The sequence below is a fragment of the Streptomyces sp. NBC_01306 genome (genome assembly GCF_026340465.1).
GTDB lineage: Bacteria > Actinomycetota > Actinomycetes > Streptomycetales > Streptomycetaceae > Streptomyces.
This window is the reverse complement of record NZ_JAPEPC010000001.1, coordinates 7,302,978-7,325,521: the sequence shown is the minus strand read 5'-3', so window position 1 is coordinate 7,325,521 and position 22,544 is coordinate 7,302,978. Positions and strand designations below refer to the sequence as shown.

At 71.3% G+C, this 22,544-nt stretch carries 20 protein-coding genes; 12 read left to right on the top strand and 8 right to left on the bottom strand.

The features are described from left to right. Positions 1-51 precede the first annotated feature (51 nt). The gene (locus OG385_RS32430; protein WP_266860270.1) at positions 52-606 is read left to right on the top strand and encodes a flavin reductase family protein; all 555 of its coding nucleotides are present in this window, start codon (positions 52-54) and stop codon (positions 604-606) included. On the opposite strand, the gene OG385_RS32425 is transcribed toward OG385_RS32430, so the two are convergent. Next, the gene (locus OG385_RS32425; RefSeq protein ID WP_266861302.1) at positions 534-1,064 is read right to left on the bottom strand and encodes a PadR family transcriptional regulator; all 531 of its coding nucleotides are present in this window, start codon (positions 1,062-1,064) and stop codon (positions 534-536) included. The two genes, OG385_RS32430 and OG385_RS32425, sit on opposite strands and share 73 nt — an antisense overlap. A 246-nt stretch (positions 1,065-1,310) precedes the next feature. Here OG385_RS32425 and OG385_RS32420 point away from each other — a divergent pair, with 246 nt between their 5' ends. From OG385_RS32420 to OG385_RS32410, 3 genes are read left to right on the top strand one after another with little or no spacing between them, the layout of a single operon-like run. After that, positions 1,311-2,438 carry an LLM class flavin-dependent oxidoreductase gene (locus OG385_RS32420; protein ID WP_266860269.1) on the top strand — a complete coding sequence of 376 codons (1,128 nt, stop codon included), beginning with the start codon at positions 1,311-1,313 and terminating at the stop codon, positions 2,436-2,438. Then, positions 2,435-3,211 (top strand): SDR family NAD(P)-dependent oxidoreductase, encoded by a 777-nt coding sequence (locus OG385_RS32415; RefSeq protein WP_266860267.1) that lies wholly within the window; start codon positions 2,435-2,437, stop codon positions 3,209-3,211. Before OG385_RS32420 ends, OG385_RS32415 begins: the two co-directional genes overlap by 4 nt. Then, the gene (locus OG385_RS32410) at positions 3,208-4,143 is read left to right on the top strand and encodes an alpha/beta hydrolase (protein WP_266860265.1); all 936 of its coding nucleotides are present in this window, start codon (positions 3,208-3,210) and stop codon (positions 4,141-4,143) included. The genes OG385_RS32415 and OG385_RS32410 overlap by 4 nt, the downstream gene beginning before the upstream one ends. A gap of 125 nt (positions 4,144-4,268) precedes the next feature. Here the strand turns inward: OG385_RS32410 and OG385_RS32405 are convergent, their stop codons facing one another. Together OG385_RS32405 and OG385_RS32400 are read right to left on the bottom strand one after the other, a co-directional pair. Further along, complete coding sequence (locus OG385_RS32405) at positions 4,269-4,484, bottom strand: ferredoxin (RefSeq protein ID WP_266860263.1); 216 nt, start codon at positions 4,482-4,484, stop codon at positions 4,269-4,271. Between the two features lie 4 nt (positions 4,485-4,488). Next, the gene (locus OG385_RS32400) at positions 4,489-5,679 is read right to left on the bottom strand and encodes a cytochrome P450 (RefSeq protein WP_266860261.1); all 1,191 of its coding nucleotides are present in this window, start codon (positions 5,677-5,679) and stop codon (positions 4,489-4,491) included. 112 nt (positions 5,680-5,791) lie between these two features. On the opposite strand from OG385_RS32400, the gene OG385_RS32395 reads away from it, so the two are divergent. Beyond that, complete coding sequence (locus tag OG385_RS32395) at positions 5,792-6,388, top strand: TetR/AcrR family transcriptional regulator (RefSeq protein WP_266860259.1); 597 nt, start codon at positions 5,792-5,794, stop codon at positions 6,386-6,388. A gap of 133 nt (positions 6,389-6,521) precedes the next feature. On the opposite strand, the gene OG385_RS32390 is transcribed toward OG385_RS32395, so the two are convergent. The 4 genes from OG385_RS32390 to OG385_RS32375 all read right to left on the bottom strand — a co-directional run bounded on the left by OG385_RS32390 (position 6,522) and on the right by OG385_RS32375 (position 11,243). Beyond that, positions 6,522-7,355, bottom strand: a complete 834-nt coding sequence (locus OG385_RS32390; RefSeq protein WP_266860257.1) for a PIG-L family deacetylase — start codon at positions 7,353-7,355, stop codon at positions 6,522-6,524. Between the two features lie 304 nt (positions 7,356-7,659). Further along, positions 7,660-8,847 carry a peptidase S8 gene (locus tag OG385_RS32385; RefSeq protein WP_266861300.1) on the bottom strand — a complete coding sequence of 396 codons (1,188 nt, stop codon included), beginning with the start codon at positions 8,845-8,847 and terminating at the stop codon, positions 7,660-7,662. A 578-nt stretch (positions 8,848-9,425) separates the two neighbouring features. Next, positions 9,426-10,253 (bottom strand): VOC family protein, encoded by an 828-nt coding sequence (locus OG385_RS32380; RefSeq protein WP_266860255.1) that lies wholly within the window; start codon positions 10,251-10,253, stop codon positions 9,426-9,428. Positions 10,254-10,478: 225 nt separating this feature from the next. Continuing rightward, entirely contained in the window at positions 10,479-11,243 is a 765-nt protein-coding gene (locus tag OG385_RS32375) for an SDR family NAD(P)-dependent oxidoreductase (RefSeq protein ID WP_266860253.1), read from the bottom strand. A gap of 121 nt (positions 11,244-11,364) precedes the next feature. Here OG385_RS32375 and OG385_RS32370 point away from each other — a divergent pair, with 121 nt between their 5' ends. From OG385_RS32370 to araB, 4 genes are all read left to right on the top strand, one after another. Then, complete coding sequence (locus tag OG385_RS32370) at positions 11,365-12,036, top strand: TetR family transcriptional regulator (protein ID WP_266860251.1); 672 nt, start codon at positions 11,365-11,367, stop codon at positions 12,034-12,036. A gap of 212 nt (positions 12,037-12,248) precedes the next feature. Further along, positions 12,249-14,426 carry an alpha-N-acetylglucosaminidase gene (locus OG385_RS32365; protein WP_266860249.1) on the top strand — a complete coding sequence of 726 codons (2,178 nt, stop codon included), beginning with the start codon at positions 12,249-12,251 and terminating at the stop codon, positions 14,424-14,426. Positions 14,427-14,523: 97 nt separating this feature from the next. Next, entirely contained in the window at positions 14,524-16,035 is a 1,512-nt protein-coding gene (locus OG385_RS32360) for a right-handed parallel beta-helix repeat-containing protein (RefSeq protein ID WP_266860247.1), read from the top strand. Positions 16,036-16,199: 164 nt separating this feature from the next. Continuing rightward, positions 16,200-17,933: a ribulokinase gene (gene araB / locus OG385_RS32355; RefSeq protein ID WP_266860245.1), complete on the top strand. Its 1,734-nt coding sequence runs from the start codon at positions 16,200-16,202 to the stop codon at positions 17,931-17,933. A gap of 54 nt (positions 17,934-17,987) precedes the next feature. Here the strand turns inward: araB and OG385_RS32350 are convergent, their stop codons facing one another. Then, positions 17,988-18,443 carry a cyclic nucleotide-binding domain-containing protein gene (locus OG385_RS32350; RefSeq protein WP_266860243.1) on the bottom strand — a complete coding sequence of 152 codons (456 nt, stop codon included), beginning with the start codon at positions 18,441-18,443 and terminating at the stop codon, positions 17,988-17,990. A gap of 768 nt (positions 18,444-19,211) precedes the next feature. Between OG385_RS32350 and OG385_RS32345 the strand changes: the two genes are divergently transcribed. The 3 genes from OG385_RS32345 (at position 19,212) to OG385_RS32335 (ending at position 22,356) form a co-directional block, all read left to right on the top strand. After that, complete coding sequence (locus OG385_RS32345) at positions 19,212-19,877, top strand: transglycosylase SLT domain-containing protein (RefSeq protein WP_266860241.1); 666 nt, start codon at positions 19,212-19,214, stop codon at positions 19,875-19,877. Positions 19,878-20,432: 555 nt separating this feature from the next. Then, a complete protein-coding gene (locus OG385_RS32340) occupies positions 20,433-22,055 on the top strand; it encodes an alpha/beta fold hydrolase (RefSeq protein ID WP_266860239.1) in 1,623 nt (540 codons plus the stop codon). Positions 22,056-22,173: 118 nt separating this feature from the next. Then, positions 22,174-22,356: a CsbD family protein gene (locus OG385_RS32335; protein ID WP_266860237.1), complete on the top strand. Its 183-nt coding sequence runs from the start codon at positions 22,174-22,176 to the stop codon at positions 22,354-22,356. Positions 22,357-22,544 lie beyond the last annotated feature (188 nt).

The window sequence follows — 22,544 nt, the reverse complement described above, 5'->3', positions numbered from 1 at the left end:
ATCACAAGTGTTTCGGTTAGGCATATACCTAGTAGGAACATTGGAGGCAACATGCCGACCCTCACCCCTCACCCCACCCCGGGATTCGACGACTCCATGCGGGAGGTTCTCAGCCGTTTCTGCACCGGCGTAGCGGTCATCACCGCGATCCAGGCCGACGGCCGCCCCACCGGTATGGCGGTCCAGTCCTTCTCGTCGGTCTCACTGGAGCCGCCACTGATCTGCTTCTGCCCGGCCCTCACCTCGACGACCTGGCCGCACATCCGCGAGGCGGGCCGGTTCGCCGTGAACATCCTGGCCGCCGAACAGCAGTCGCTGTGCAGGCAGTTCGCGGTGACCGGCCAGGAGAAGTTCCAGGACGCCGACTGGCGTCCGGGCGCCAACGGCGCACCGCTGCTCGACGGGGCACTGGCCACCGTCGAGTGCGATCTCGCGGGCACCTTCCCCGGCGGCGACCATCTGATCGCGCTCGGCCGGGTCACCGCACTGGAGCGGCACGGTGACGCCGAGCCGCTGCTGTACTTCAGGCGAGGCTACGGGCGCCTGCGCTCCAGCTCCTCCAGGTCGGCGAGCATCGAGTCGGCCAGGTCGCGCTCCGAGGCGTAGTACCGCTCGGCCCACTTGAGGGTGAGCGTGGGATACAGCCACGCCTCCTCCGACCGCGCTCCGGCGATGTCGACCTCGGCGCGCTGCCGCATCTTCTCCGCGTACTCGCGGTGGGTGCCGAGGACGTCGCGCATCTGCTGGGTCTCCAGCAGATGACCGAGCCAGATCCGCAGCATGACGCCGTGCTTGAGCACGGGCGGCTCGACGGGCGCCTCGCGCGCCCAGGTCCGCACGGCGTCCATCCCGTCACCGGTGATCGCATAGACGCGCTTGTCCCGGCTGCCGGTCTCCTGGGCGACCATCCGGGAGGTCACATAACCGACCTTCTCCAGCCGCTTGAGCTCCCCGTAGATCTGCGAGAACGACGGGCTCCAGTAGAAGAACCTCAGCGACCAGTCCGACCACTTCTTGAGGTCGTACCCGGACAGCTCCTCACCGAACGAGAGCAGCCCGAGCACGGCCCAGCTGGTCGCCGGGAGCGCCGGCCTGCCGGGCTCAGTGCCCTGCTGACCACCCTGTTCGCTGCCCTGTTCACTGCTCGTCCGCTTCTCCGTCACGCCCGGCAGTCTACGGTCCGGCCACGTCCGGCCGGACCGCCGCGACCCGCTCCGCACCCGTCGCACCCCCACCCCACCCCCGCCCCTTCCGTCAGACATCTATGCCTGATAGAAGTATTCCTAATCGAAATACTCCGGAGGCACCCCGTGAAGTTCTCCATGATCTTCGAGGCACAGCTCTCGAACCCGACCCCAGAGCGCGAACGCCAGGTCATCAACGACTGCGTCGACCAGGCCGTGTACGCGGAGGAGATGGGCTTCGACCGGATCTGGGCCGTCGAGCACCACTCGCTCTCGCAGTACGCGCACATGAGCGCGTCCGAGATCTTCCTGACCTGGGTCGCCGCGCGGACCTCCCGCATCCGTATCGGCCACGGCGTCGTCACGATGCCCTTCGGCTATCAGCACCCGGTCCGGGTCGCCGAGCGCGCGGCCATGCTCGACGTGCTCTCCGGCGGGCGCGTCGACATCGGCTCCGGGCGCGGCGCGACGAAGCAGGAGATGTCCATGTACGGGGTGCGCCCCGAGGACACCTATCCGCAGATGGAGGAGGCCCTGCGGATCTTCTCCAGCGCGTGGCGCAAAGAGCAGTTCGAGTGGCACGGGTCGATCGACATCGGCCCCGGCGCCATCCTGCCCCGCCCGGTCCAGGACCCGCATCCGCCCCTCTTCATGGCGTGCAGCAAGCACGACACCCTCAAGCTCGCGGCCGAACTGGGCATCGGCGCCCTGGTGATGGGCTTCGCCGGGGCCGACGACGTCCGCGCGATGCGCGCCGTGTACGACGAGGCCATCGCCGCCAGGAGCGGCGAGCGCTGTGTGTCGACCGAGATCAACGACCACTTCTCGGCGCTCTGCCCGACGATCGTCCTCGACGACGCGGAGCGCGCGCTGCGCATCGGCACCCGGGGCCAGCGCTTCTTCGCCGAGTCCATCGCGCACTGGTACGGGAACTCGCCCGCGCCCACCGGCGACGACGAGGACGAGGACCACGTGGCCCTGATGGCGCGCGACCGCGACGAGCTGGTCGCCAGGCTGCACGACGCCAACATCCCGGCCCGCCCCGTCGACACCGGCACCTTCAACGCGGACCACGCCTACGGCACCGCCGACACAGCCATCGCCTATGTCGAGAAGCTCCGCCAGATCGGGGTGGACGAGGTGATGTGCCTCATCCAGATGGGCACGGTGCCGCAGGAGGCATGCATGGAGACCATCCGCCAGTGGGGCGAGACGGTCATCCCGCACTTCCGGGCGCTGGACGGCGAGAAGTGACCGCCCCCACGGCCGCGGACGCGGCAGCGGGCGGCGTACGGCTGGACGGCAAGGTGGCGCTGATCACCGGAGCCGGCCGGGGCCAGGGAGCAGTCGAGGCACGGCTGTTCGCGGAATCCGGCGCACGGGTCGTGATCACCGACGTCCGCGAGGAGGAGGGCCGCGAGGTCGCCGCAGGGCTGGGCGACGCAGCGGTGTTCGTCCCGCACGACGTGACGGAAGCGGCGAGCTGGGAGACGGCGGTCGCGACGGCCGTACGGAGCTTCGGGCGGCTGGACATCCTCGTCAACAACGCCGCCCTGTGGCGGACGGCGCCGGTCGACACCGAGACGCAGGAGAATTTCGAGCTGCTGTTCCGCGTCAATCTGCTGGGCCCCTTCCTGGGCATCAAGGCCGTACTCCCCGCCCTGCGGAACGCGGGCGGCGGGTCCATCGTCAACATCTCGTCGACCGCGGGTCTGGTCGGCATCGCCCAGCACGCGGCCTACGGATCGAGCAAGTTCGGGCTGCGCGGACTCAGCAAGCACGTCGCCCTCGACCTCGCGGCCGACGGCATCCGGGTCAACTCGGTGCACCCGGGGATGGTCGACACCCCGATGGTCGCGGGGGCGCTGGGCGAGGACGCGGGGCAGCGGGAGCACCCGCGGGTGCCACTGCGGCGCATGGGCCGGCCGGACGAGGTCGCCGAGCTCGTCCGCTTCCTGGCCTCCGACGCCGCCTCCTACATCACCGGCGCGGAGTTCACCGTGGACGGGGGGCTGACCACCGGATGAGCCTCACCCCCGCCGCACGCCGCTTCGCCGACGTGCTGTCCCACGGTTTCCCCGACCCGGCGGACGGCCCGCTGGACGTCGCAGCCCTGCGCAGAGCCTCGTCGGCAGGACCGGCGCGCGGACTCCCGGAGGTCGCGCGGGTGAGCGACGCGTCCGCACCGGGACCGCCGGGCGCCCCGCCGGTGCCCGTACGGATCTACGAACCCGCCCCGGACGGCGCGGACGGCGACCGGCCGCTCATCGTCTTCTGTCACGGCGGCGGCTGGGTGATGTGCGGACTGGACACGCACGACGGCCTCTGCCGTGAACTCGCCTCGCGCACGGGCGCGTTGGTGGTGTCGGTGGACTACCGGCGCGCACCGGAGCACCGGTTCCCCTGTGCGCTGCTCGACGCGTACGCCGTCACGGAATGGGCAGCCGGGCGCGCCCGTGAACTCCGCTGCGCCCCGTCCCGGGTGGTCGTCGCCGGAGACTCCAGCGGCGGCAATCTGGCAGCGGCCGTCGCGCTGATGGCCCGGAACGCGGACGGGCCGGCCATCGCCGCCCAGCTCCTGGTCTACCCGGTGCTCGACGACCGCCTGGAGACCGCTTCCGCCGCCGATTACGCCACCGGGTACTTCCACACCACTGCCCATATGCGCTGGTACTGGGAGCAGTACCTCGGGCCGGAAGGCGACGGCGCCGACCCCTACGCCTCGCCGGTGCGCGCCGCGGACCTGGGCGGGCTGCCCCCCGCGCTGCTGATCCTGCCCGAGTGCGACCCGCTGCGTGACGAGGGCCGGGTCTACGCGGAGCGGCTGCGTGAGGCGGGTGTCCCGGCCGAAGTGCGGGTGGAGCGTGGGATGTTCCACGGCTTCCTCGGCGGGGCCGGTGTCCTGCCGGAGGCGGACGCGGCGCTCGGCGCGGCGGCCCGGTGGCTGCTGGAGGTCTGACGGGACGGAACCGCCGCGCGGCCTCCCTCCGGAGCACGGAGGGAGGGCGCGCGGCGGCGTCCAGGTGCGGCCGGGGCCGCGGGAGGAACGGACTGCGCCGCCCGCCCCTGCACCATTCAGCGGCCCTACGGCCGTGGGCCGATGGGTTTCTCCCCGTCGTGGACCGTGATGGCCATCGCCGGACAGATGTCCGCCGCGTCCAGGGCCCGTTCGTCCTCGGCGATGTCGCTGTTGAGCGCGCGGGCACGGTCGTGGTCGAGGGCGAAGAGGTCGGGGGCGGCGCCCGCGCACATCCCCGATGCCATGCACTGGCTCCGGTCCACCTCCACATGCCAGGTCATCGGCTCACCACCCGACCGGCATGACACGGGGGCCGCGGACCAGCATCTCGCCCTTCCAGACGATGTCGCCCGCGAGCCGGAGATCCGGGAAGCGGGCGGTGAGCGCGCCGAGCGCCTCCTGGAGTTCGAGCCGGGCGAGCGGGGCGCCCAGGCAGTGGTGGACTCCATGGCCGAAACCGAGGTGCTGGTTGGTGGCGCGGGAGAGGTCCAGCTTGCCCGGCGCCGAGAAACGCAGCGCGTCCCGGTTCGCCGCGCCCACCGCGACCAGGACGGGAGAGCCGGCACGGACCAGCGTGCCGCCCACCTCGATGTCCTCCTTCGCGTACCGGGGCTGGCCCGCGCCGCTGCCCAGCGGTACGAAGCGGAGCAGTTCCTCGACCGCGCTGTCGATGAGGCCCGGGTCGGAGCCGAGCCGCTGCCACTCCCCGGGGTGGTCCAGCAGGGTGTGGACGAAGTTGGGAATCTGGCTGGCGGTGGTCTCGTGTCCGGCGACCAGGATGCCGACGCAGAGGTCGACCAGTTCGAGCTCGGACAGCCGGTCGCCGCCGTCCCTCGCCTCGATCAGGGCCGTCATCAGGTCGTCACACGGCTCGGCGCGGTGCTGGGCGATCAACCCGGCCATATAGGCGCGGAGTTCCTCCCGGTTGGCATCGAACTCCTCGGCCGTGAGCGAACTCGTGGAGAGCGCGGCGTCGCTCCAGATCCGGAACTTCGGCCGGTCCTCCTCCGGTACGCCCAGCATCCGGCAGATCACGGCGACCGGGATCGGCAGCGCGTACTCCTCCACCAGGTCGACCGGCGGTCCGGCGGCCTCCATCCTGTCCAGCAGCCCTGCCGTCAGCTCTCGTACCTGGGGGCGGAGCTTCTCGACCTGGCGCACGGTGAACGCCTTGGCCACCAGCGAGCGCAGCCGGGTGTGGTCGGGCGGGTCCATGCCCAGGATGCCGCTGTCCCTGCGTCCCTCGCCCTGGCGGGGTTCGTCGTGCTTGTACCCCTCGGCCCGGCTGAAGCGCAGGTCGCCGAGGACCAGGCGGGCCTCCTCGTAGCGGGTGACGAGCCAGGCCGGTTCGCCGTAGGCCATCCGGACCTGAAGCAGTCCCGGCCGGTTCCGTACCTGTTCGTACTCCTCGGCCAGGGCGAGGCCCTCGGCCGTGTTGAAGGGATAGGCGAGAGGTTCCGTGCTGGCTGTGGTCACACTGCTCTCCTCCTTGTAAGCACTTGCTTACAAACGGTAGGTCTGCATCAGGGCACCGTCAACGGCGGTATACGGCCGTTATGCTGACGCCTCACCGAGGAGGAGCCGGATCATGGAGGAACGCCCCAGCAGCGGGTCCGGCGAGCGGCGCCGTGACGCCCAGGGGACCCGGCGGCTGCTCCTCGACGCGGCGGCGAAACTGTTCGCCGAGCGGGGGTACGAGGCCGCGACGGTGCGCGACATCGCCGCGCTGGCGGGGGTCAACCAGGCCCTGCTTTTCAGGTACTTCGGCTCGAAGCAGGCGCTGCTCACCGAGGTGATGGCGTCCGGGGGCCAGGAGCAGGTGCGCACGACGGCGCCGGAGCGGCTGTTCGCCACAGCGCTGCGCGGAATGCTCACCGGTGGCGGGAAAGAGGCGGCGGACCTGCCGCTGGCCGTCTATCTGCGGTCGATCGGGACCGGCGGGGAAGTCGGCGACATGGTCAAGGCGCTGGGGGACGAGTACTCCGCAGTGCTGTCCACCCTGTCCGGCGCGGAGGACAGCCTCCTGCGCGCGGATCTGGCCATGGCGTGGCTGCTGGGGATCGGCCTGATGCGGGTCGTCGTGGCCAAGGAACCCCTGGCCGGCGCCGCCCCGGAAGAGATCTCCCGGCTGGTGCTCGGCGCGCTGGAGAGCCTGCTGGAGGACCTGGCACCCGCCGAGGACTGACGGCCGGCGAAATCAGCCGCTCAGCCCCGCGAACAGTGACATTTCCTACGACCTCGGCCGGGCCGCCGGCCCCGGCGGGCCGTTGAACTGCGGACCGCCGGGCCGGTGACCTGGGTGGCCGCCGCCTTCCGGGTCAGCGCAGTCCGGCGAAGAGATCGTTCTCGGGTACGGCCGCACCGGTGGCGTCCTTGACACGTAGGTACGTCTCCATGCCCATGAACTCGCCGAACCTCTCCTTGCCCATCTTGAGGAAGAAGATGTTCTCGCCCTGACTGGCGTGCGCGGCCAGCGCATCGAACTTCTGACCGCTGAACGCGGTGGTGTCCACCCACGTGGTGATCTCGTCGTCGGGGAGGCCGATCTCGGCCATCGCGGCGGCCTCGGCAGGATCCGGCTCCGGCATGTCCTCCTGGAACTCGCGCACGGTCTCCCCGAACCGCTGCATCATCGAGCGGGGCATCGTCGTCCAGTACACCTTCGGCGTCAGCTCGGTCATCTCCAGCGCCGCCATCGTGATGCGGTGGGCCTGGATGTGGTCGGGGTGGCCGTAGAAGCCGTTCTCGTCGTAGGTGACGACCACATCGGGCCGGTAGTGCCGCATGAGTTCCGCAAGCCGGGCGGCGCCTTCCTCCACGGGGGTCTGCCAGAAGGATCCGGGGGCGTCGTTGCTCGGCCAGCCCGTCATCCCGGAGTCGGCATAGTCCAGCATCTCCAGATCGCTGACCTTCAGGACGTCACAGCTCGCCTCAAGTTCCCGACGGCGCATCGAGGCGACGGCCGCCGGGTCGTGCCCGGGTTCGCCCGGCTTGACACCCCCCGCTCCGTCACCGCAACCGCCGTCGGTACATGTCACGAGAACCGTGCGGATGCCCTCCGCCGCGTACCGCGCGAGGACCCCTCCGGTTCCGGTGGCCTCGTCGTCGGGGTGGGCGTGTACTGCCATGAGCGTCAAGGGCCGGTCAGTCATGAAGAACAGTCTCCTGCAGAAATACGTCTTGGTCCGAGTGCGCGGCGGGCGTACCGCGATCCTGGGGACCGGATCCTGGTGGGGCGGACGCCCTGCGGCCTCCGTGTTCCCCGCCCGTGCGGCTCCGGTCCCCCGGTCGGTGCAACCGTGCCGGCCGGTCCTGTTGTTCCCGGCGCGGCCGATCCGTATTCCGGGGCGCCGGCGTTTCAACGCGAACGAGGGGCGCAGGTCGGATGCCGCGTGCGGACAGCCTCGCGGGGCGGTCCCGAGGGAACCGCCCCGCGAGGAGTGGACGCAACGGATGTCAGCCGGTGAAGGCCGCGGTTCCGTTGGGGGTGCCCAGACCGCTCGGGCCGTCATAGCCCGCCTTGCCGGTGCACAGGTAGGACGAGCCGCAGCTGCCGTTCGAGCCGCTGGTGACGTCGTTGAGCGAACCGGTGTGCGCGTACGGGAACGACGCCGGCGTGGAGCCGGACGACGGGGTGCCCGCGAGTGCGTAGACCGCTGCGATCAGCGGCGACGACGCGCTGGTGCCACCGAAGACCATCCAGCCGGTGCCCGGGCTGTACGAGTCGTACACGGCGACGCCGGTGTTGGGGTCGGCGACCGCCGACACATCGGCGACCGTGCGCTTGGCGCAGCCGGTGTCCTTCTGCCACGACGGCTTGGCGTCATAGCCGGAGCAGCCCGAACCGGCTCCGCTCCACACGGACTCCGCCCAGCCACGGCTGGTGGAGGCGGTCTTGAGCGACGTACCGCCGACGGCGGTGACGTAGCGGGAAGCGGCCGGGTACTCGGCGCCGTAGCCGCCGTCACCCGAGCTGGCGGTGATGGCCACCCCGGGGTGGTTGAAGTAAGAGGTGTCGTACGAGCTGTCGGAGGAGGACTCGCCGCCGCCGTAGCTGTTGGAGACGTACTTGGCGCCGAGCTTGACGGCCGAGTTCACCGCGGTGCCCAGGTTGGCCATGGTCGGCGTCTTGGCCTCCACCAGGAGGATGTGGCAGTTGGGGCAGGCCGCGCTGACCATGTCGAGGTCGAGGGATATCTCCTCGGCCCAGCCGCCGTCCGCCGACGGCAGGGTGGAGGTGCCGGCCTGGCCGACCTTCTTGAAGCAGCCGTTGGCCGTGGTGCACGCCGGGAGCCCGTACTGCGCGCGGTACGTCCCGAGGTCGGCCTCGGCCTTCGGGTCGTCATACGCGTCGACGATCGCCACGGTCGCACCCGAACCCGCGGTCGCGGAAGGGAGTTTGTACGCCGCCTGGAGCGAGGACGGGCCGAGGCCGGAGGGCGCGGCGGCGGCCGTGATGCTGCGTTCGGTGTTGGCCGACGCGGGTGTGCCCGACGTGACATGGAGTGCGTTGCACGCCATCTCGTTCTTCTTCGTCGGCTCCGCACACGAGCGGGCCACCTTGACGCCCTGGGCCGATGAGCCCGAATGGGCGGGCGCCGCCTGGCCGATGGGTGCAGCCAGCGCGAGCGCGGCGGCGGCCATACCGGCCACAGCTGTGATGGAGAAGGGTCTGCGCAACAACGTTCTGCCTCCGTCTTGTGGGGGAACGAGGAGCTGTGTGAGTGCGCTTGCAGCCCGGGCCGACGGGTTACGCGGCAGGGCGGCCACAACCTACGTTCGCCAGGAACACGTCAACAAGACGGGCAGGGGCGTCTGTACCCGCGTTTTACTCTTGAGGGCTACCGATGGGCATCCCATGGCCAAAGGCTTGCCTGCTGGGAGGAGTGAGCAGAGCCGGTGTGGGGGTGACGCCCAACAACACCTGAGCACTGGGGTGTTGGGAAAGCCCCCGGAAGGACCCCGGAATATCCCCGGAAGGACCCGCACCGGCCGGTTTCGCCTGACATTGCGTCAACCGACGGGACCGCGCACGGAGCAGCCGCCCGGCCGGAAGGCAGGACGGCTGACAGTCAGAGGCAGGGGCGGCCGGCGGTCAGAGGTCACAGCACCCGACGGCCGGAGCAGCAGGCAGCCACAGAGCAGCCAGCGATCAGGGCGGGTCCGGCGCCAGGGGGGAAGTGCGCACCGGCCCGGGGGCGTACCCGCCGGCCCCTGTCCGGTTACTCGGCCGGCCCCGGTGACAGCCGGGCGCCCACGTCCCCGGGATGCAGCGGGGTCACGGTGAACAGACCGCCGTCCGGGTCACGCAGTGTCGCCTCCGCGCCGGACGGTGTCGCCTGGCGGGCGACCAGAGTCCCGCCCCCGGCGAGCGCCGCCTCCACACAGGCCGGTACATCGGGCACCGGGAAGTGCACCTGCCAGTGCGGCCGGATCGCCGGGTCGCTCGCCGCCTCCAGCGCCCCGGAACTGAGGCGGGCGACCACATGGCCGTCACTGCGCAGGACGACCTCGTCCTGCTCGTACTCGACCTCGCAGCTGCCCGGAAGTCCGCTGGCCCAGTCCAGCACTCCCCCGTAGAAGATCGCCGCGTCGAAGGCGTTGCGGGTCCGCAGCCGGAGCCAGGCGGGCGTGCTGTCGCGCCACGCCTCCCAGCCGGACAGGAGCTGGCCCTCCCAGATCCCGAACACCGCCCCGTCCCGGTCCGCGGCCAGTGCGCCGCGCCCCGAGACCAGGGACACCGGCCCGATGGCCACCGTGCCGCTGCGCTCCCTGATCCGGGCGGTGGCCACATCCGCGTCGGCCACGGCGAAGAACGGCGTCCAGGCGACGGCGACCTGGAGTGCGGGTGCGAGCGCGCCGATCCCGGCGACCGGCGACCCGTCCAGGAGGGCGACGCTGAATTCCTCGCCGAGTTTCGCGGGCCGGAAATCCCAGGACATCACGGAGCCGTAGAAGTCCTGGGAGGCCACCAGATCCCGTGCGGTCAGGTTGACCCAACAGGGGGCCCCGGACACCGCGTCGCTCCATTCCACGCCTGCGGCATCCACCGGGATCTCCTCCTCGTACGCCGGGAACCATCCGCTTCCACCGCACCACGCGGGCCGCGTGTCGTAGCGGCGGCGGCGCGGAAGGGCAGGGCGCCGCGACGGCGCCCCGTCCGGTCACTCCAGTCTGCCCACACCGGGCAGCCACCGCTCGTCGAACGCCCGGCGGAGAGGTTCCGGAGGGGCGGTCGGCGGGCGGTGGCCGGCGCAGTCGCGGGGAGGAGCGGGTCAGGCGTGCGTACCGCCGTCGATACGGAGCTCGGTGCCGGTGACGAACGCACCGTCGTCGGACGCGAGCATGGCGATCACGCCCGCCACCGTCTCCGGCCCGGCGAAGCCCTGGCCTATGGCCGGGGAGAGCTTCGCGAGCAGGCTGAAGTCGGCGTCCGCCGGCAGGCCCGGGTCACTGGTCATGCCCGAGGCGATCGAGCCCGGCGCGACACACACGGCGCGCAGCCCCTGCTTGGCGTACTCGATGGCGATGGCGTGGGTGAACGACTGGATGCCGCCCTTCGTCGCCGCGTAGGCCGCCATGTACGGGTGCGCGAAGGTCGCGGAGGTCGAGCTGAAGTTGACCACCACGCCCTTGCCGTTCTCCAGCAGCGCGGGCAGCGCCTCGCGAGTGACCAGGAAGGTACCGGTGAGGTTCACCGCGAGCATCCTGTTCCAGAATTCCAGGGTCGTGTCGGCGGTGTGCGAGGACCGCAGGATGCCCGCCGCGTTGACCAGCGCGTCCAGGCCGCCCAGGTCGCTGATGGCGCCCCCGATGGCGGTGTGCACCGACGACTCGTCCGAGATGTCGGCCACGACCGTGGTGAGCCGGCTCTCGGTTCCTGCCGCGCGCGCCTGCTCACGGGTGGTGTCGAGGCCCGCCTCGACGATGTCGGCGGCGACGACGGTGCCGCCCTCGGCGAGGATGCGGGCCACGGTGGCCTGCCCGATGCCCGAGCCACCACCGGTGATCAGTACGCGGCGTCCGTCAAAGCGGTTCATTGTCCTGTCTCCGTTCCGGACTCGCCTTCGAGCCCTTCCCTTGCACGGTACGCCTCAATGGCACGATGTGCCACATAGGCAGACGGGGCGGACCGGGGGCATCGGGACATACCCTTTGGACATGCCTGACACGTCCCGGACAGCCACCACCCGGCCTTCACTGACCGAGCGCCGCAAGGCGGCGACTCAGCTGGAGATCGCCCGCACCGCCGCCGCCCTCTTCGCCGAACGGGGCGCCGACAGCACCACGGCCGAGGACATCGCCCACGCGTCGGGGATCGCGCTGCGCACCTTCTACCGGTACTTCCGGACGAAGGAGGACTCGGTCGCTCCGCTGCTGTCCAGCGGGGTGAAGCAGTGGATCGCCGATCTGCGCGACAGCCCGGACGATCTGCCCGTACCCCGGGCGCTCGAACGGGCCGCACTGCGGTCGCTCACCCCGACCGACGAGGCCGAGACCCAGGCGCTGCACTGGACGCGGGGGCTGATCCGCGCGATGGACTCCCATCCGGCCCTGCTCTCCGTCTGGCTGCGGGTGACCCACGACGCCGAGGAGGAACTCACCCCGGTACTCGCCGCGTTGGCGGGCGGTGAAGCGGACCCGCTGGAGATCAGGCTGGCCTCCGCCGCCGCCAACACCGCGATGCGTGTCGCCGTCGAGGTCTGGGCCACGACGGACGCGGCGGACCACGGCCCCGGCGGCCCCGCCGAACTCGCGGCACGCTGTGTCCACGGGCTGACCGCGGGCCTGCGGCTGTGGGACGGACCGGGCGGAGCGGCCACCGCGGACTGACCGGGGGCGAGCGCCCGAGGCATCCCTCGCCGGGGCCCGGCCGGCCGCCGTCCCGGGCAAGTCCGTACGTATACATGCCCAACTCCGGCGGGTCCGCACGCACAACCTGCTCAACTCCCCCCGTACGCGCACCTTGACCGGCCGTCAGCATCTGCGCCTAAGATCCCCGCCCAGTGATCCGGTCCGCCCCACTGCCGCTAGGGAGTCGCCCCATGGACATCGGCCGACGCACGATCATCACCGCTCTCGGCGCCACCGCCGCACTCGGCGCCGCGCCCGGCAGCCCGGCGGCGGCGCAGCGGCCCGCGGCCTCCCGGGCGCTGGCGCGGCTCCTCCCCCGCCACTGCGACCAGGTCACCTTCCGCACCGTGCCGGCCAGGGACGGCGCGGACGCCTTCCGGGTGTCCGGGACCACCGGGCGGATCGTGGTCGAGGGCACCACCCCCGCCGTGCAGCTCACCGGGGTGCACCACTATCTGAGATCGACGGCGTACGCCCACTTCTCGTGGAACGGTGAGCAGACCGGTCTCCCCCGCCGGCTGCCCGGCCTGCGGAAGCCGCTGGTCAAGTCCGCGAACGTCGCTCACCGGTTTGTCTTCAACGACACCAACGACGGCTACACGGGCCCGTACAGCGGCTGGGACTACTGGGAGCACGAACTCGATGTGCTGGCCCTGCACGGCTACAACGAGGTGCTGGTCTACGCGGGCGCGGACACCGTCTACCACCGCACCTTCCAGGAGTTCGGGTACGGCGACGCCGAGCTGCGCGCCTGGATACCGGGCCCGGCCCACCAGCCGTGGTGGCTCCTGCAGAACATGTCGGGCTTCGGCGGACCGGTGTCCCAGCAGCTCCTGGACCGGCGGCTGCGCCTCGCGCAGCGCATCGTCGGGCGGGTGCGCGAGCTGGGCATGACGCCGGTGTTCCCCGGCTACTTCGGTACGGTCCCGCCCGGCTTCGCCGACCGCAGTCCGGGCGCCCGTGTCGTACCGCAGGGCGACTGGTCAGGGTTCTCCCGCCCCGACTGGCTGGACCCGCGCACCGCTGTCTTCGGGCAGGTCGCCGAGACCTTCTACCGGATCCAGAGCGCGCTCCTCGGCGACTCGGACATGTACAAGGTCGACCTGCTGCACGAGGGCGGGAACCCCGGGGACGTACCCGTGGGCGAGGCCGCGAAGGCCGTCGAGAAGGCCCTGCGCACCGCGCATCCCGGGGCCGTCTGGAACGTACTCGGCTGGCAGACCAACCCCCGCCGCGAGATCATCGACGCGGTCGACCGGTCGAAGATGTTCATCGTGGACGGTCTCTCGGACCGCTTCCCGACCGTCACCGACCGCGAGAAGGACTGGGCCGGAACCCCGTATGCCTTCGGTTCGATCTGGAACTTCGGCGGACACACCACCATGGGGGCCAACACCCCCGACTGGACGGCCCTGTACGAGCAGTGGCGCACCCGGCAGGGCAGCGCCCTCAGCGGCATCGCGCTGATGCCCGAAGGCTCGGACAACAATCCCGCCGCCTTCGCGCTCTTCAGCGATCTGCCCTGGAGCGAGGGGCCCGTCTCTCTCACCGCCTGGTTCGACCAGTGGTCGGCCGAGCGGTACGGGGCGCCCGACCGGCACGCGGCCGCGGCCTGGGACATCCTGCGCCGCACCGCGTACGGGACCACCCGCCAGGACAGCTGGAGCGAGGCGCCGGACGGCCTCTTCGGCGCCCGCCCCTCGCTGACCGCGCGGAGCGGCGCGGCCTGGTCGCCCGACGGACTGCGCTACGACACCGCCGAGTTCGCCCGCGCCCTGCCCGAACTCCTGGCGGTACCGGCCGCGTTGCGGCGCAGCAGCGCCTACCGGTACGACCTGCTCGATGTCACCCGCCAGACACTCTCCCACCACAGCCGCGCCCTGCTCCCGCAGATCAAGGCGGCGTACGACGGCGCCGACCTGACGGCGTTCCGGCGGCTCACCGCGGAGTGGTTCGCGTGGATGGGACTGCTGGAGGAGACCGTCGCCACCGACCGCCGGTTCCTGCTGGGGCGCTGGATCTCCGACGCCAGGTCCTGGGGCGCGGACAGCGCCGAGAAGGACCGGCTCGCCCACGACGCGGTGTCGCTCCTGACCGTCTGGGGCAACCGAAGCGCGGCGGACGACGGCGGGCTGCGCGACTACGCGAACCGCGAGTGGGCCGGGCTGGTCGGCGGGCTCTACACACTGCGCTGGAAGACGTACTTCAAGGAGCTGGAGTCGGCGCTGGCCGAGCACCGCGCGCCCCGGGACATCGACTGGTACGCGATCGAGGACGGCTGGATCCGCGACCATCCCCCGTACCGCGCGGAGCCGTCCGGCGACATCGTGAGCATCGCCCGCAGGGTCGCCGGCACCGGCCGGAGCTGACGCGCCACGCGGCGGCCGCCACCGCGCACACAGGGATCCAAGTGCCCTGCACATATGTCCATGGCCGGGGTGGCGGGGCCCCGGCTACCGTCCGGCCATGCTCAGAGAACTGCTGCGAACGAAGGCCGTACTGACCACGCTGGCGGCCGCCGTCGCCGGACTGGCGCCCACCGCTGCCGCCGCCCAGCACCACACGGGCACCACCTATTACGTGGACTGCCGCGACGGCAGCGACAGCGCCCCTGGCACCAGTGCGGCCCGCGCCTGGCACAGCCTCGCCAAGGCCTCGCGGGCCTACGCCCCCGGCGACCGGCTGCTGCTGCGGCGCGGGCGCAGCTGCACGGGGACACTCGCCCCCACCGGCTCGGGCACGGCCGTCGAGCCCATCCGGATCGGCGCGTACGGCACCGGCGCCAAACCGCACATCGAGGGCGCCGGCGCACGCGCCGCGGTCCTGCTGCGCGACTCCGAGGGCTGGGAGGTGCGCGATCTCGACCTCTCCGACACGGGCCCGGCCACGACCACGGACCGCCGGGCCGGACTGCTCGTGCTGCTGCGGGACTTCGGCGTCGGCCACCACTACGTCGTCGACGGTGTGGACGTCCATGACGTCAACGGCTCGGACAGCAAGGACCCGGACCCCAGCGGCGGCATCCTCTTCGTGGTGCAGGGCTCCGATGTGCCGACCCGCTTCGACGGCGTACGGATCACGGACTCGACCGTCCGGCACACGGACCGCACCGGCATCGGGACGTCGTCGACGTGGAGTCACCGGGCCGAGAACCCGGACGGGACCGGCAGCAGCTGGCAGGCCATCACCGGTCTGGTGATCGACCGGAACAAGGTATCGGACGCGGGCGGCGACGGGATCGTCGTGCAGAACGCGCGCGGGGCCCTGGTCGAGCACAACCGCGTCGACGGCTTCAACATGCGCTCCGCCGCCTACAACGCCGGTGTGTGGGCCTGGAATTCGGATGACGTGCTCTACCAGTACAACGAGGTGAGCGGGGGCCACGGGACCCGGGACTCCATGGCGTACGACATCGACGGCGCCAACACCCGCAACGTCTACCGCTACAACTACAGCCATGACAACGAGGGCGGCTTCCTGCTGGTCTGCAACGGTGCCACCACGACCACGGACGGCAACCGGGTGCACGACAACATCAGCATCAACGACCGGAACACCTCGGCCCCCTACGGGGTGATCTCGGTGGTCTGCGGCAGCACCACGGACACCCGCGTCTACCGCAACACCGTGGTCACCGACCGGCCGGGCACCGCGATGGTCTCCGACAACGGCCAGACCGGGGTGACGTTCTCGGACAATGTCTTCGTCGGCGCCGCGGGCGGCTCGCCGGTCACGGACACCCTCAGCACGTACTCCGGCAACCTGTACTGGAACACCGCGCAGCCCCGCGACCCCGCCGCCGTCGAGGCGGACCCGCTGCTGCGCTCCGCACACCCCACGGCGCCGGACGATGTCCGGCTGCGCCCCGGCTCCCCCGCGCGCGGTGCGGGCACCCCGGTGGACGACGGTACGGTCCTCGACTACTTCGGGCACCGGATCCCCGCCCGTCCCAACCTCGGTGCGGACCAGGGGCGCTGAATTCCGGCACCACCCTGCTGCGGTTCCACGTCCCGGCCCGGCAGACCCTCGCCCGGACCCCGGACGCGTACGATGACCGGCGGCGAGCGGCGCTCCCGCGCAGTCGCCGCCGACGGAACCGGCAGCGCAGGCCGGCCCCTCCTTACGGGCAGGAGAAGTGAGTCGTGAGCGCAGCGCCGGGGAGCGGCCGGGACCAGGATTCGTATGTCGTCGGAGTGGACTTCGGCACCCTGTCCGGCCGTGCGGTGGTCGTCCGGGTACGGGACGGCGCCGAGCTGGGCGCTGCCGAGCACCTCTACCCGCACGGTGTGCTCGACGAGACACTCCCGCACGGCGGCCCTCGACTGCCGCCCGAGTGGGCGCTCCAGGTTCCCTCCGACTACCTCGGGGTACTGCGCCACGCCGTACCGCGGGCGCTGGAGGCGAGCGGAGTCCCGGCGGAGCGGGTGATCGGGGTGGGGACGGACTTCACGTCGTGCACCATGATCCCGGTGACGGCCGACGGCACACCGCTCTGCGAGCTGCCGCAGTACAGGGAGCGGCCGCACGCGTACGTCAAGCTCTGGAAGCACCACTCGGCGCAGCCCCAGGCCGACCGGATCAACGCCCTGGCGGCCGAGCGGGCCGAACCGTGGCTGAACCGCTACGGGGGCCGGGTCTCGTCGGAGGGGCAGTTCGCCAAGGGGCTCCAGCTCCTGGAGGAGGACCCGGAGCTGTACGCCCTGACGGACCACTGGGTCGAGGCGACGGACTGGATCGTCTGGCAGCTGTGCGGCTCCTATGTCCGCAGCGCCTGCGCCGCCGGTTACAAGGGCCTGCTGCAGGACGGCGCCCACCCGTCCGACGAGTTCCTCGCCGCGCTCGACCCCGGATTCCGGGACTTCGTGAGCGGCAAGGTCGAGCACCCGACCGGCGCGCTCGGGACCAGGGCGGGCGGTCTGACCGCGCAGGCGGCCGGCTGGACCGGGCTGCCCGAGGGCATCGCGGTGTGTGTCGGGAACATCGACGCGCATGCGACCGTGCCCGCGACGGGAGCGGCCGGGGCCGGCCGGATGGTCCTGATCATGGGGACATCCGCCTGCCACATGGTGAGCTCGCCGGACCCGAGCCCGGTACCGGGCATGTCAGGGGTGGTCGACGGCGGCATCGTGCCCGGTCTGTGGGGTTACGAGGCCGGGCAGAGCGGCGTCGGCGACATCTTCGGCTGGTTCGTACGGACCGCGGTCCCGGAGTCCTGCGCGCAGGAGGCACGGCGGCTGGGCCGCACGCTCCACGAACATCTGACCCTGCTGGGCGCCGCGCAGGCCGTCGGGGAGCACGGTCTGGTGGCCCTGGACTGGCACAGCGGCAACCGGTCGGTGCTCGTCGATCATGAGCTCAGCGGCACCGTCGTGGGGCTGACGCTGGCCACCAGGCCGGAGGACGTCTACCGCGCGCTGCTGGAGGCGACGGCCTTCGGCACCCGAAGGATCATCGAGGCCTTCGAGGAGGCCGGGGTGCCGGTCACCGGCATCACCCTCGCCGGCGGTCTGCTGGAGAACACCTTCCTGACCCAGCTGTACGCCGATGTCACCCGGCGGCCACTGAGCCTGATCCGCTCGTCCCGGGGTCCGGCGCTCGGCTCGGCGATGCACGCGGCGGTCGCCGCGGGCGCGTACCGGGACATTCATGCGGCCGCTTCGGCGATGGGCGGGATCCGGCCCACCGTGTACGAGCCGGATCCGGCCAGGTCGGCGGCGTACGACCGTCTCTATAGCGAGTACTGCCTGCTGCACGACTATTTCGGCCGGGGCGCGAACGACGTGATGCACCGGCTCAGGCGGCTCCGCCGCTCGGCGGTGACGGCATCGGCACAGCCGGTGACCGACAGCGCGGCGCCTGCGCCGCCGCAGCCCTGACCGGCCCCTGACCGCTCCCCCGCGCTACTCCCCTTGTATGGCCCGGCCGGGTCCTTATACGCCGGTGGCCCCGTGGAGCATGTACTGGTCGAGCAGCTTCGTCCGGGCGACCTCCAGGCGGGTGGCGAGGACCTCGGCGACGGACCGGGCCAGCGCCAGGCCCAGCTCGGGATCGGTCTCGCACACTTTCCTGGCGGTGACCGCGTCGAACTCGTGCGCCCGGACCGGACTGAACGCCTCGGCGCCGAAGTGCCACCGGTGCGGAGGGAAGAGCCAGGACCAGCCGAGCAGGTCCCCGACCTCCAGGGTGTCGACCATCACCCTGCCCCGCTGCGGTACGTGCAGGTCGAGTGACACGGTGCCGGTATGGATGATCCAGAACTTGTCCGCGGGTGATTCCTCCTCGAAGATCCGCGCGTCCTGGGGGAAGAAGACGTCGCGGGCCAGATCCATAAGGCGTTCACGGTGGAATGCGGGAAGAACGTTCATCAGCCGTGTGGTGGAAGTCATCGTGGGGAACCTCCTCGCTGAGTGCCCCGCGCGCCACAGCCGCCGTATCGCCGGATGACGGGCGGGGATCCCCTTGCTTCGAGGGTATCTCCGCTGCCGCCGTCACTTCCGGCTCCGGCCCTTCTGCCGGCGCCGGATCCCCTTCGGCTCCGGGCCCCCTTATTGGCGCCCGCTCCCCCTCCAGCCCCAGGCCCCCCTTATTGGCCCTTGCGCCGCCTCGGGCTCCGGCTCCCTTATTGGTGGCCTTCCCTGCCGGGTATTGGTGCCCTCCCCCTGCCGCTCCAGGCCCCCTCCAGTGGTGCCCCTCCCCCCTCGCACACGGTGATCCCGCGTCCGCACCGGCGACGGCCCGGAAGTCCGCGCCCACCGGAAGTGGCGTGGACATTTACCCGCTGAAGCGGCACTGAATCACCGGAAACCACCCCAACCCCTGTGACCCACACAACTTTTAGGGCATTTCCGGGCGTTTGGCGGGGTGACACCAGCCACAGGACCTATGTCACTTACGACCCTCGATAGTCGGCCCCCGCCCCCAGCCTCGCACGGCAGAACGGCCATGATTTCGGGCATTTCACCCCATCTCACGATGAGAGGTAGTACAGAGGGTCATTGCCACCGCCGAAGACGGGCGCTAACCATGGATCCCGGCAAGCACCGAGAACGAGCCAGCGACCAACGCCAGTCGGCGAACGCGGCCAAGACCCTCGGTTCACATCCACTGCGCCGCCGAAGGCCGCACGTCACGTCCCCCATCTGGAAGAGGCCAGCATGCCCCGCATCTCTCTGCCCCGCACCACCCGTACGCACAAGATCGCCGCCGCCGTCCTCGTGACCGTGGGAGCCAGCACGGCCCTCGCCGCCACCGCCGAGACGAGCAGCGCCCAGATACCCGCGCAGGCCACCGCATCGGTGAAGCCTGTCTCCGCCAACGGCCTTCCCGCGAAGGACGCTCCGAAGAAGGCCGCTGCCAAGCCCGCCAAGAAGAGCGAGAAGGACGACAAGGCGGCGAAGGCGGCCAAGGCCAAGGCCGCGAAGGCTGCGAAGGCCGCGAAGGCCAAGGCCGCCGCCAAGAAAAGCGCCGCGAAGCACAAGGCCGCGGCGCCCACGATCTACAAGAACAACCTCGACGGCTGGATCAAGGAATCGCTGGCCATCATGAAGGCCCACCACATTCCCGGCACCTACGAGGGCCTGCACCGCAACATCATGCGTGAGTCCAGCGGCAACCCGAACGCCGTGAACAACTGGGACATCAACGCCCAGAACGGCGTCCCCTCGAAGGGCCTGCTCCAGGTGATCCAGCCCACCTTCGACACGTTCCACGTCCCCGGAACCGCGGACAAGCTGACCGACCCGGTCGCGAACCTGACGGCCGCCGCCAACTACGCGGCCCACCGCTACGGCTCCATCGACAACGTCAACTCGGCGTACTGAGCCGCAGATCCACGACGTGGACCGGTCTGACGCGGGTGAGCTAAAGCCCCGGACGAACGGCGGACACGAGCCCCGGTGACAGCGGATCCCCCAGCGGACCGCGATCACCGGCGGGCTCGTGCCGTTCGTCCCCCGCCCAGTTCACCCCCCGCGCAGTTCGTCCCCGGCCGAAGCGAAATCGGCCGGATCACCGGGCCGTTGAATCACATCGGCCCCAACACCCTTTGACATCCCACCTCATTGGGCAGTCGCGCCCCCTCTGATGGGACCCCGCCACTCGGCCCACGGCAGGCCCCGGCCGGCAGGCCCGGTTGCACGGTCTCACCGCCGTCCTCCGTGCCCCCGCCCCGGCCCCACCGCCCCGACTGCGCCCGCAGCCGGGGCGCTGCCGTCGGCCACGCCGTCCCGTACGTCCGGCGTCCGAGCCGGATACCCCGGGGGGGGGGCCGGGCTCCGCCCAACACTCCACCCAGCCGGTTGACCGTTCTCACGGGTCGCAGGCCACACACTCAGCAGGTAACGGCTCCATCCGTCGTGCTGAAAGGCCCCGTCTCCGTGAATAGCCCCGGTGTCCACACCGTCGCTGCCGCTGCCGCTGTCGTCGTACTGGTCCGGCTGCTCACCCGCCGGCCCGCCGCGCGACCGCCGCGCGAGAGGCCGCACCCCGCCCCGGTCACCCTGGCTGTCGTCGCCTCCCTCATGGCCGGGGCGGTCGCGTGCAGCGGCGGGGCCGAGCGACGCACGGCGGGTTCGCCGACCGCGGGCATGTCCGGCACGGCGGGGCAGAGGTGGGGCGGCTGCCCCGCGGCGGACGCCGGTACGGGCGGCGGCCCCCCGGTGAGACGTGATCCGCGCCAGCAGTGCACGACCGTCCGCGTACCGCTCGACTACCGCGCCCCCGGCGGCCGCCGGCTCACCATCGAGGTGTCCCGGATCCGCTCCGGGGCGCCCCGCCCGAACTCCCTGATGACAGGGCAGGGCGGCCCCGGCAGCAGCGGGCTCGACCTGCCGTCGCAGGATGTGTCGGCGCTGCCCGCACGAGTCACCCGGACCACCGACCTGTACGGGCTCGACTACCGGGGTATCGGCCACAGCGACCCGCTGCACTGCGGCATCGCACGCTCCGACCGCACCACGGCCACCGGCATCTCCTATCCGGCGGCCGACGGCAGCATCGACGCCAATGTCGCGTGGGCCCGGCGCGTCGCGAGAGCCTGCACTCAGCACGCGGGCTCCGCACTGCCGTTCTTCAACACGGTGAACATCGCCCGTGACATCAACCGGATCCGGATCGCCCTGGGGCTGCGGACGCTGTCCTACACGGGCACCTCGTACGGGACGTTCGTCGGGCAGGTCTACGCCTCGCTGTACCCCGCGACCTCGGGCCGGGTGCTCCTGGACAGCGTCGTCCCGCCGGGCGGTGTGAAGGCGACCATCCAGAACAAGGGACGTGGGGTCGAGGACGCCTTCGGCGGCTTCGCGCGGTGGGTGGCGGCCCGGGACAGCGCCTACCATCTGGGCGGTTCGGCACCGGACGTGCGGCGAACGGTCCTGTCCACGGTGCGGCAGCTCAACGGGACACCGCTCCCGCTGATGACCGGTAAGAGCCTCACCGGGAACCTGCTGCTGGAGGCCGAGGAGTCGCTGCTCGAACAGCAGGGCTACTTTCCGGGGCTCGCCGAGCTGCTCGGTGCGGCCCACGCCGGTTCGATCCCCGCCGGTCTGATGTCGAAGCTCCAGTTCGACAGCGTGTTCCCGGACAACTTCTTCAGCGCGCAGGACGCCATCGTCTGCAACGACAGCGTCTGGCCGAAGGATGTCGCGGGCTACCGGCGGGCGGTCACCCACAGCAACGCGCAGTTCCCCCTGACGGCAGGGTCACCCGCGAACATCTGGCCCTGCGCCTTCTGGCCCATGGCCGGTTCCGACCACCCGCCGAAGCCGGTCGCGCGCGGTCCGCACAACATCCTCATGGCGCAGAACACCCAGGACCCGTCGACTCCGCTGAGCGAGGCCCGCCGGACACTGCGCGCGTTCGGCGGCCGGGCCGCCATGGTCACCGTCGAGGCGACCGGCCACGGTGTGGCCATGGCAAAGGGGTGCCCGGCCGATGCCGTGGCGGACTTCCTGCTGAGCGAGTCGCCCGCACGGTCACGGCACTGCCCGGCGGCGCGCTGAGGCACCGGACAGCGGCCGCCGGTGGCCCCACTGCGCCATTGGGCGCGATATCGGGCGGTACGCGCGGAACAGTCCTACCGTGAGCGGGCCAGCTATCCGCACCGCACAAGGAGCAGCGATGGGCGACGACAGCGCCATGGACAAGATCAAGGGCAAGGCCAAGGAGGCGGCCGGGAAGGCCACCGGCAACAAGCGCCAGGAGGCCGAGGGCAGGACCGACCAGACGAAGGGCAAGGCCAAGGGTGCTCTCGGTGACGCGAAGGACCGCGCCCAGGGCATGAAGGACTCGCTTGGGGACTGAGCCTCACGCACGGCGGGCCCCTGCCGGAAGGCGGGGGCCCGCCACATGTACACGGCCCTTTCGGGCGCCGTCGGTTCGGACGGCGGCAGCCTCAGTCTTGTCGCTCCGGGGCACCACTCCTACGCTGTGCGCAGCCTTGACCGGCTCAAGGTCTGCTCGATCTGCCATTCAGCGAGAAATGGGAGTGA

Coding starts and splice junctions, on each gene's coding strand:
- OG385_RS32430 (WP_266860270.1), top strand. CDS start 52: ATGCCGACCCTCACCCCTCACCCCACCCCGGGATTCGACGACTCCATG.
- OG385_RS32410 (WP_266860265.1), top strand. CDS start 3,208: ATGAGCCTCACCCCCGCCGCACGCCGCTTCGCCGACGTGCTGTCCCAC.
- OG385_RS32405 (WP_266860263.1), bottom strand. CDS start 4,484: ATGACCTGGCATGTGGAGGTGGACCGGAGCCAGTGCATGGCATCGGGG.
- OG385_RS32395 (WP_266860259.1), top strand. CDS start 5,792: ATGGAGGAACGCCCCAGCAGCGGGTCCGGCGAGCGGCGCCGTGACGCC.
- OG385_RS32390 (WP_266860257.1), bottom strand. CDS start 7,355: ATGACTGACCGGCCCTTGACGCTCATGGCAGTACACGCCCACCCCGAC.
- OG385_RS32385 (WP_266861300.1), bottom strand. CDS start 8,847: ATGGCCGCCGCCGCGCTCGCGCTGGCTGCACCCATCGGCCAGGCGGCG.
- OG385_RS32375 (WP_266860253.1), bottom strand. CDS start 11,243: ATGAACCGCTTTGACGGACGCCGCGTACTGATCACCGGTGGTGGCTCG.
- OG385_RS32370 (WP_266860251.1), top strand. CDS start 11,365: ATGCCTGACACGTCCCGGACAGCCACCACCCGGCCTTCACTGACCGAG.
- OG385_RS32365 (WP_266860249.1), top strand. CDS start 12,249: ATGGACATCGGCCGACGCACGATCATCACCGCTCTCGGCGCCACCGCC.
- OG385_RS32360 (WP_266860247.1), top strand. CDS start 14,524: ATGCTCAGAGAACTGCTGCGAACGAAGGCCGTACTGACCACGCTGGCG.
- OG385_RS32350 (WP_266860243.1), bottom strand. CDS start 18,443: ATGACTTCCACCACACGGCTGATGAACGTTCTTCCCGCATTCCACCGT.
- OG385_RS32345 (WP_266860241.1), top strand. CDS start 19,212: ATGCCCCGCATCTCTCTGCCCCGCACCACCCGTACGCACAAGATCGCC.
- OG385_RS32335 (WP_266860237.1), top strand. CDS start 22,174: ATGGGCGACGACAGCGCCATGGACAAGATCAAGGGCAAGGCCAAGGAG.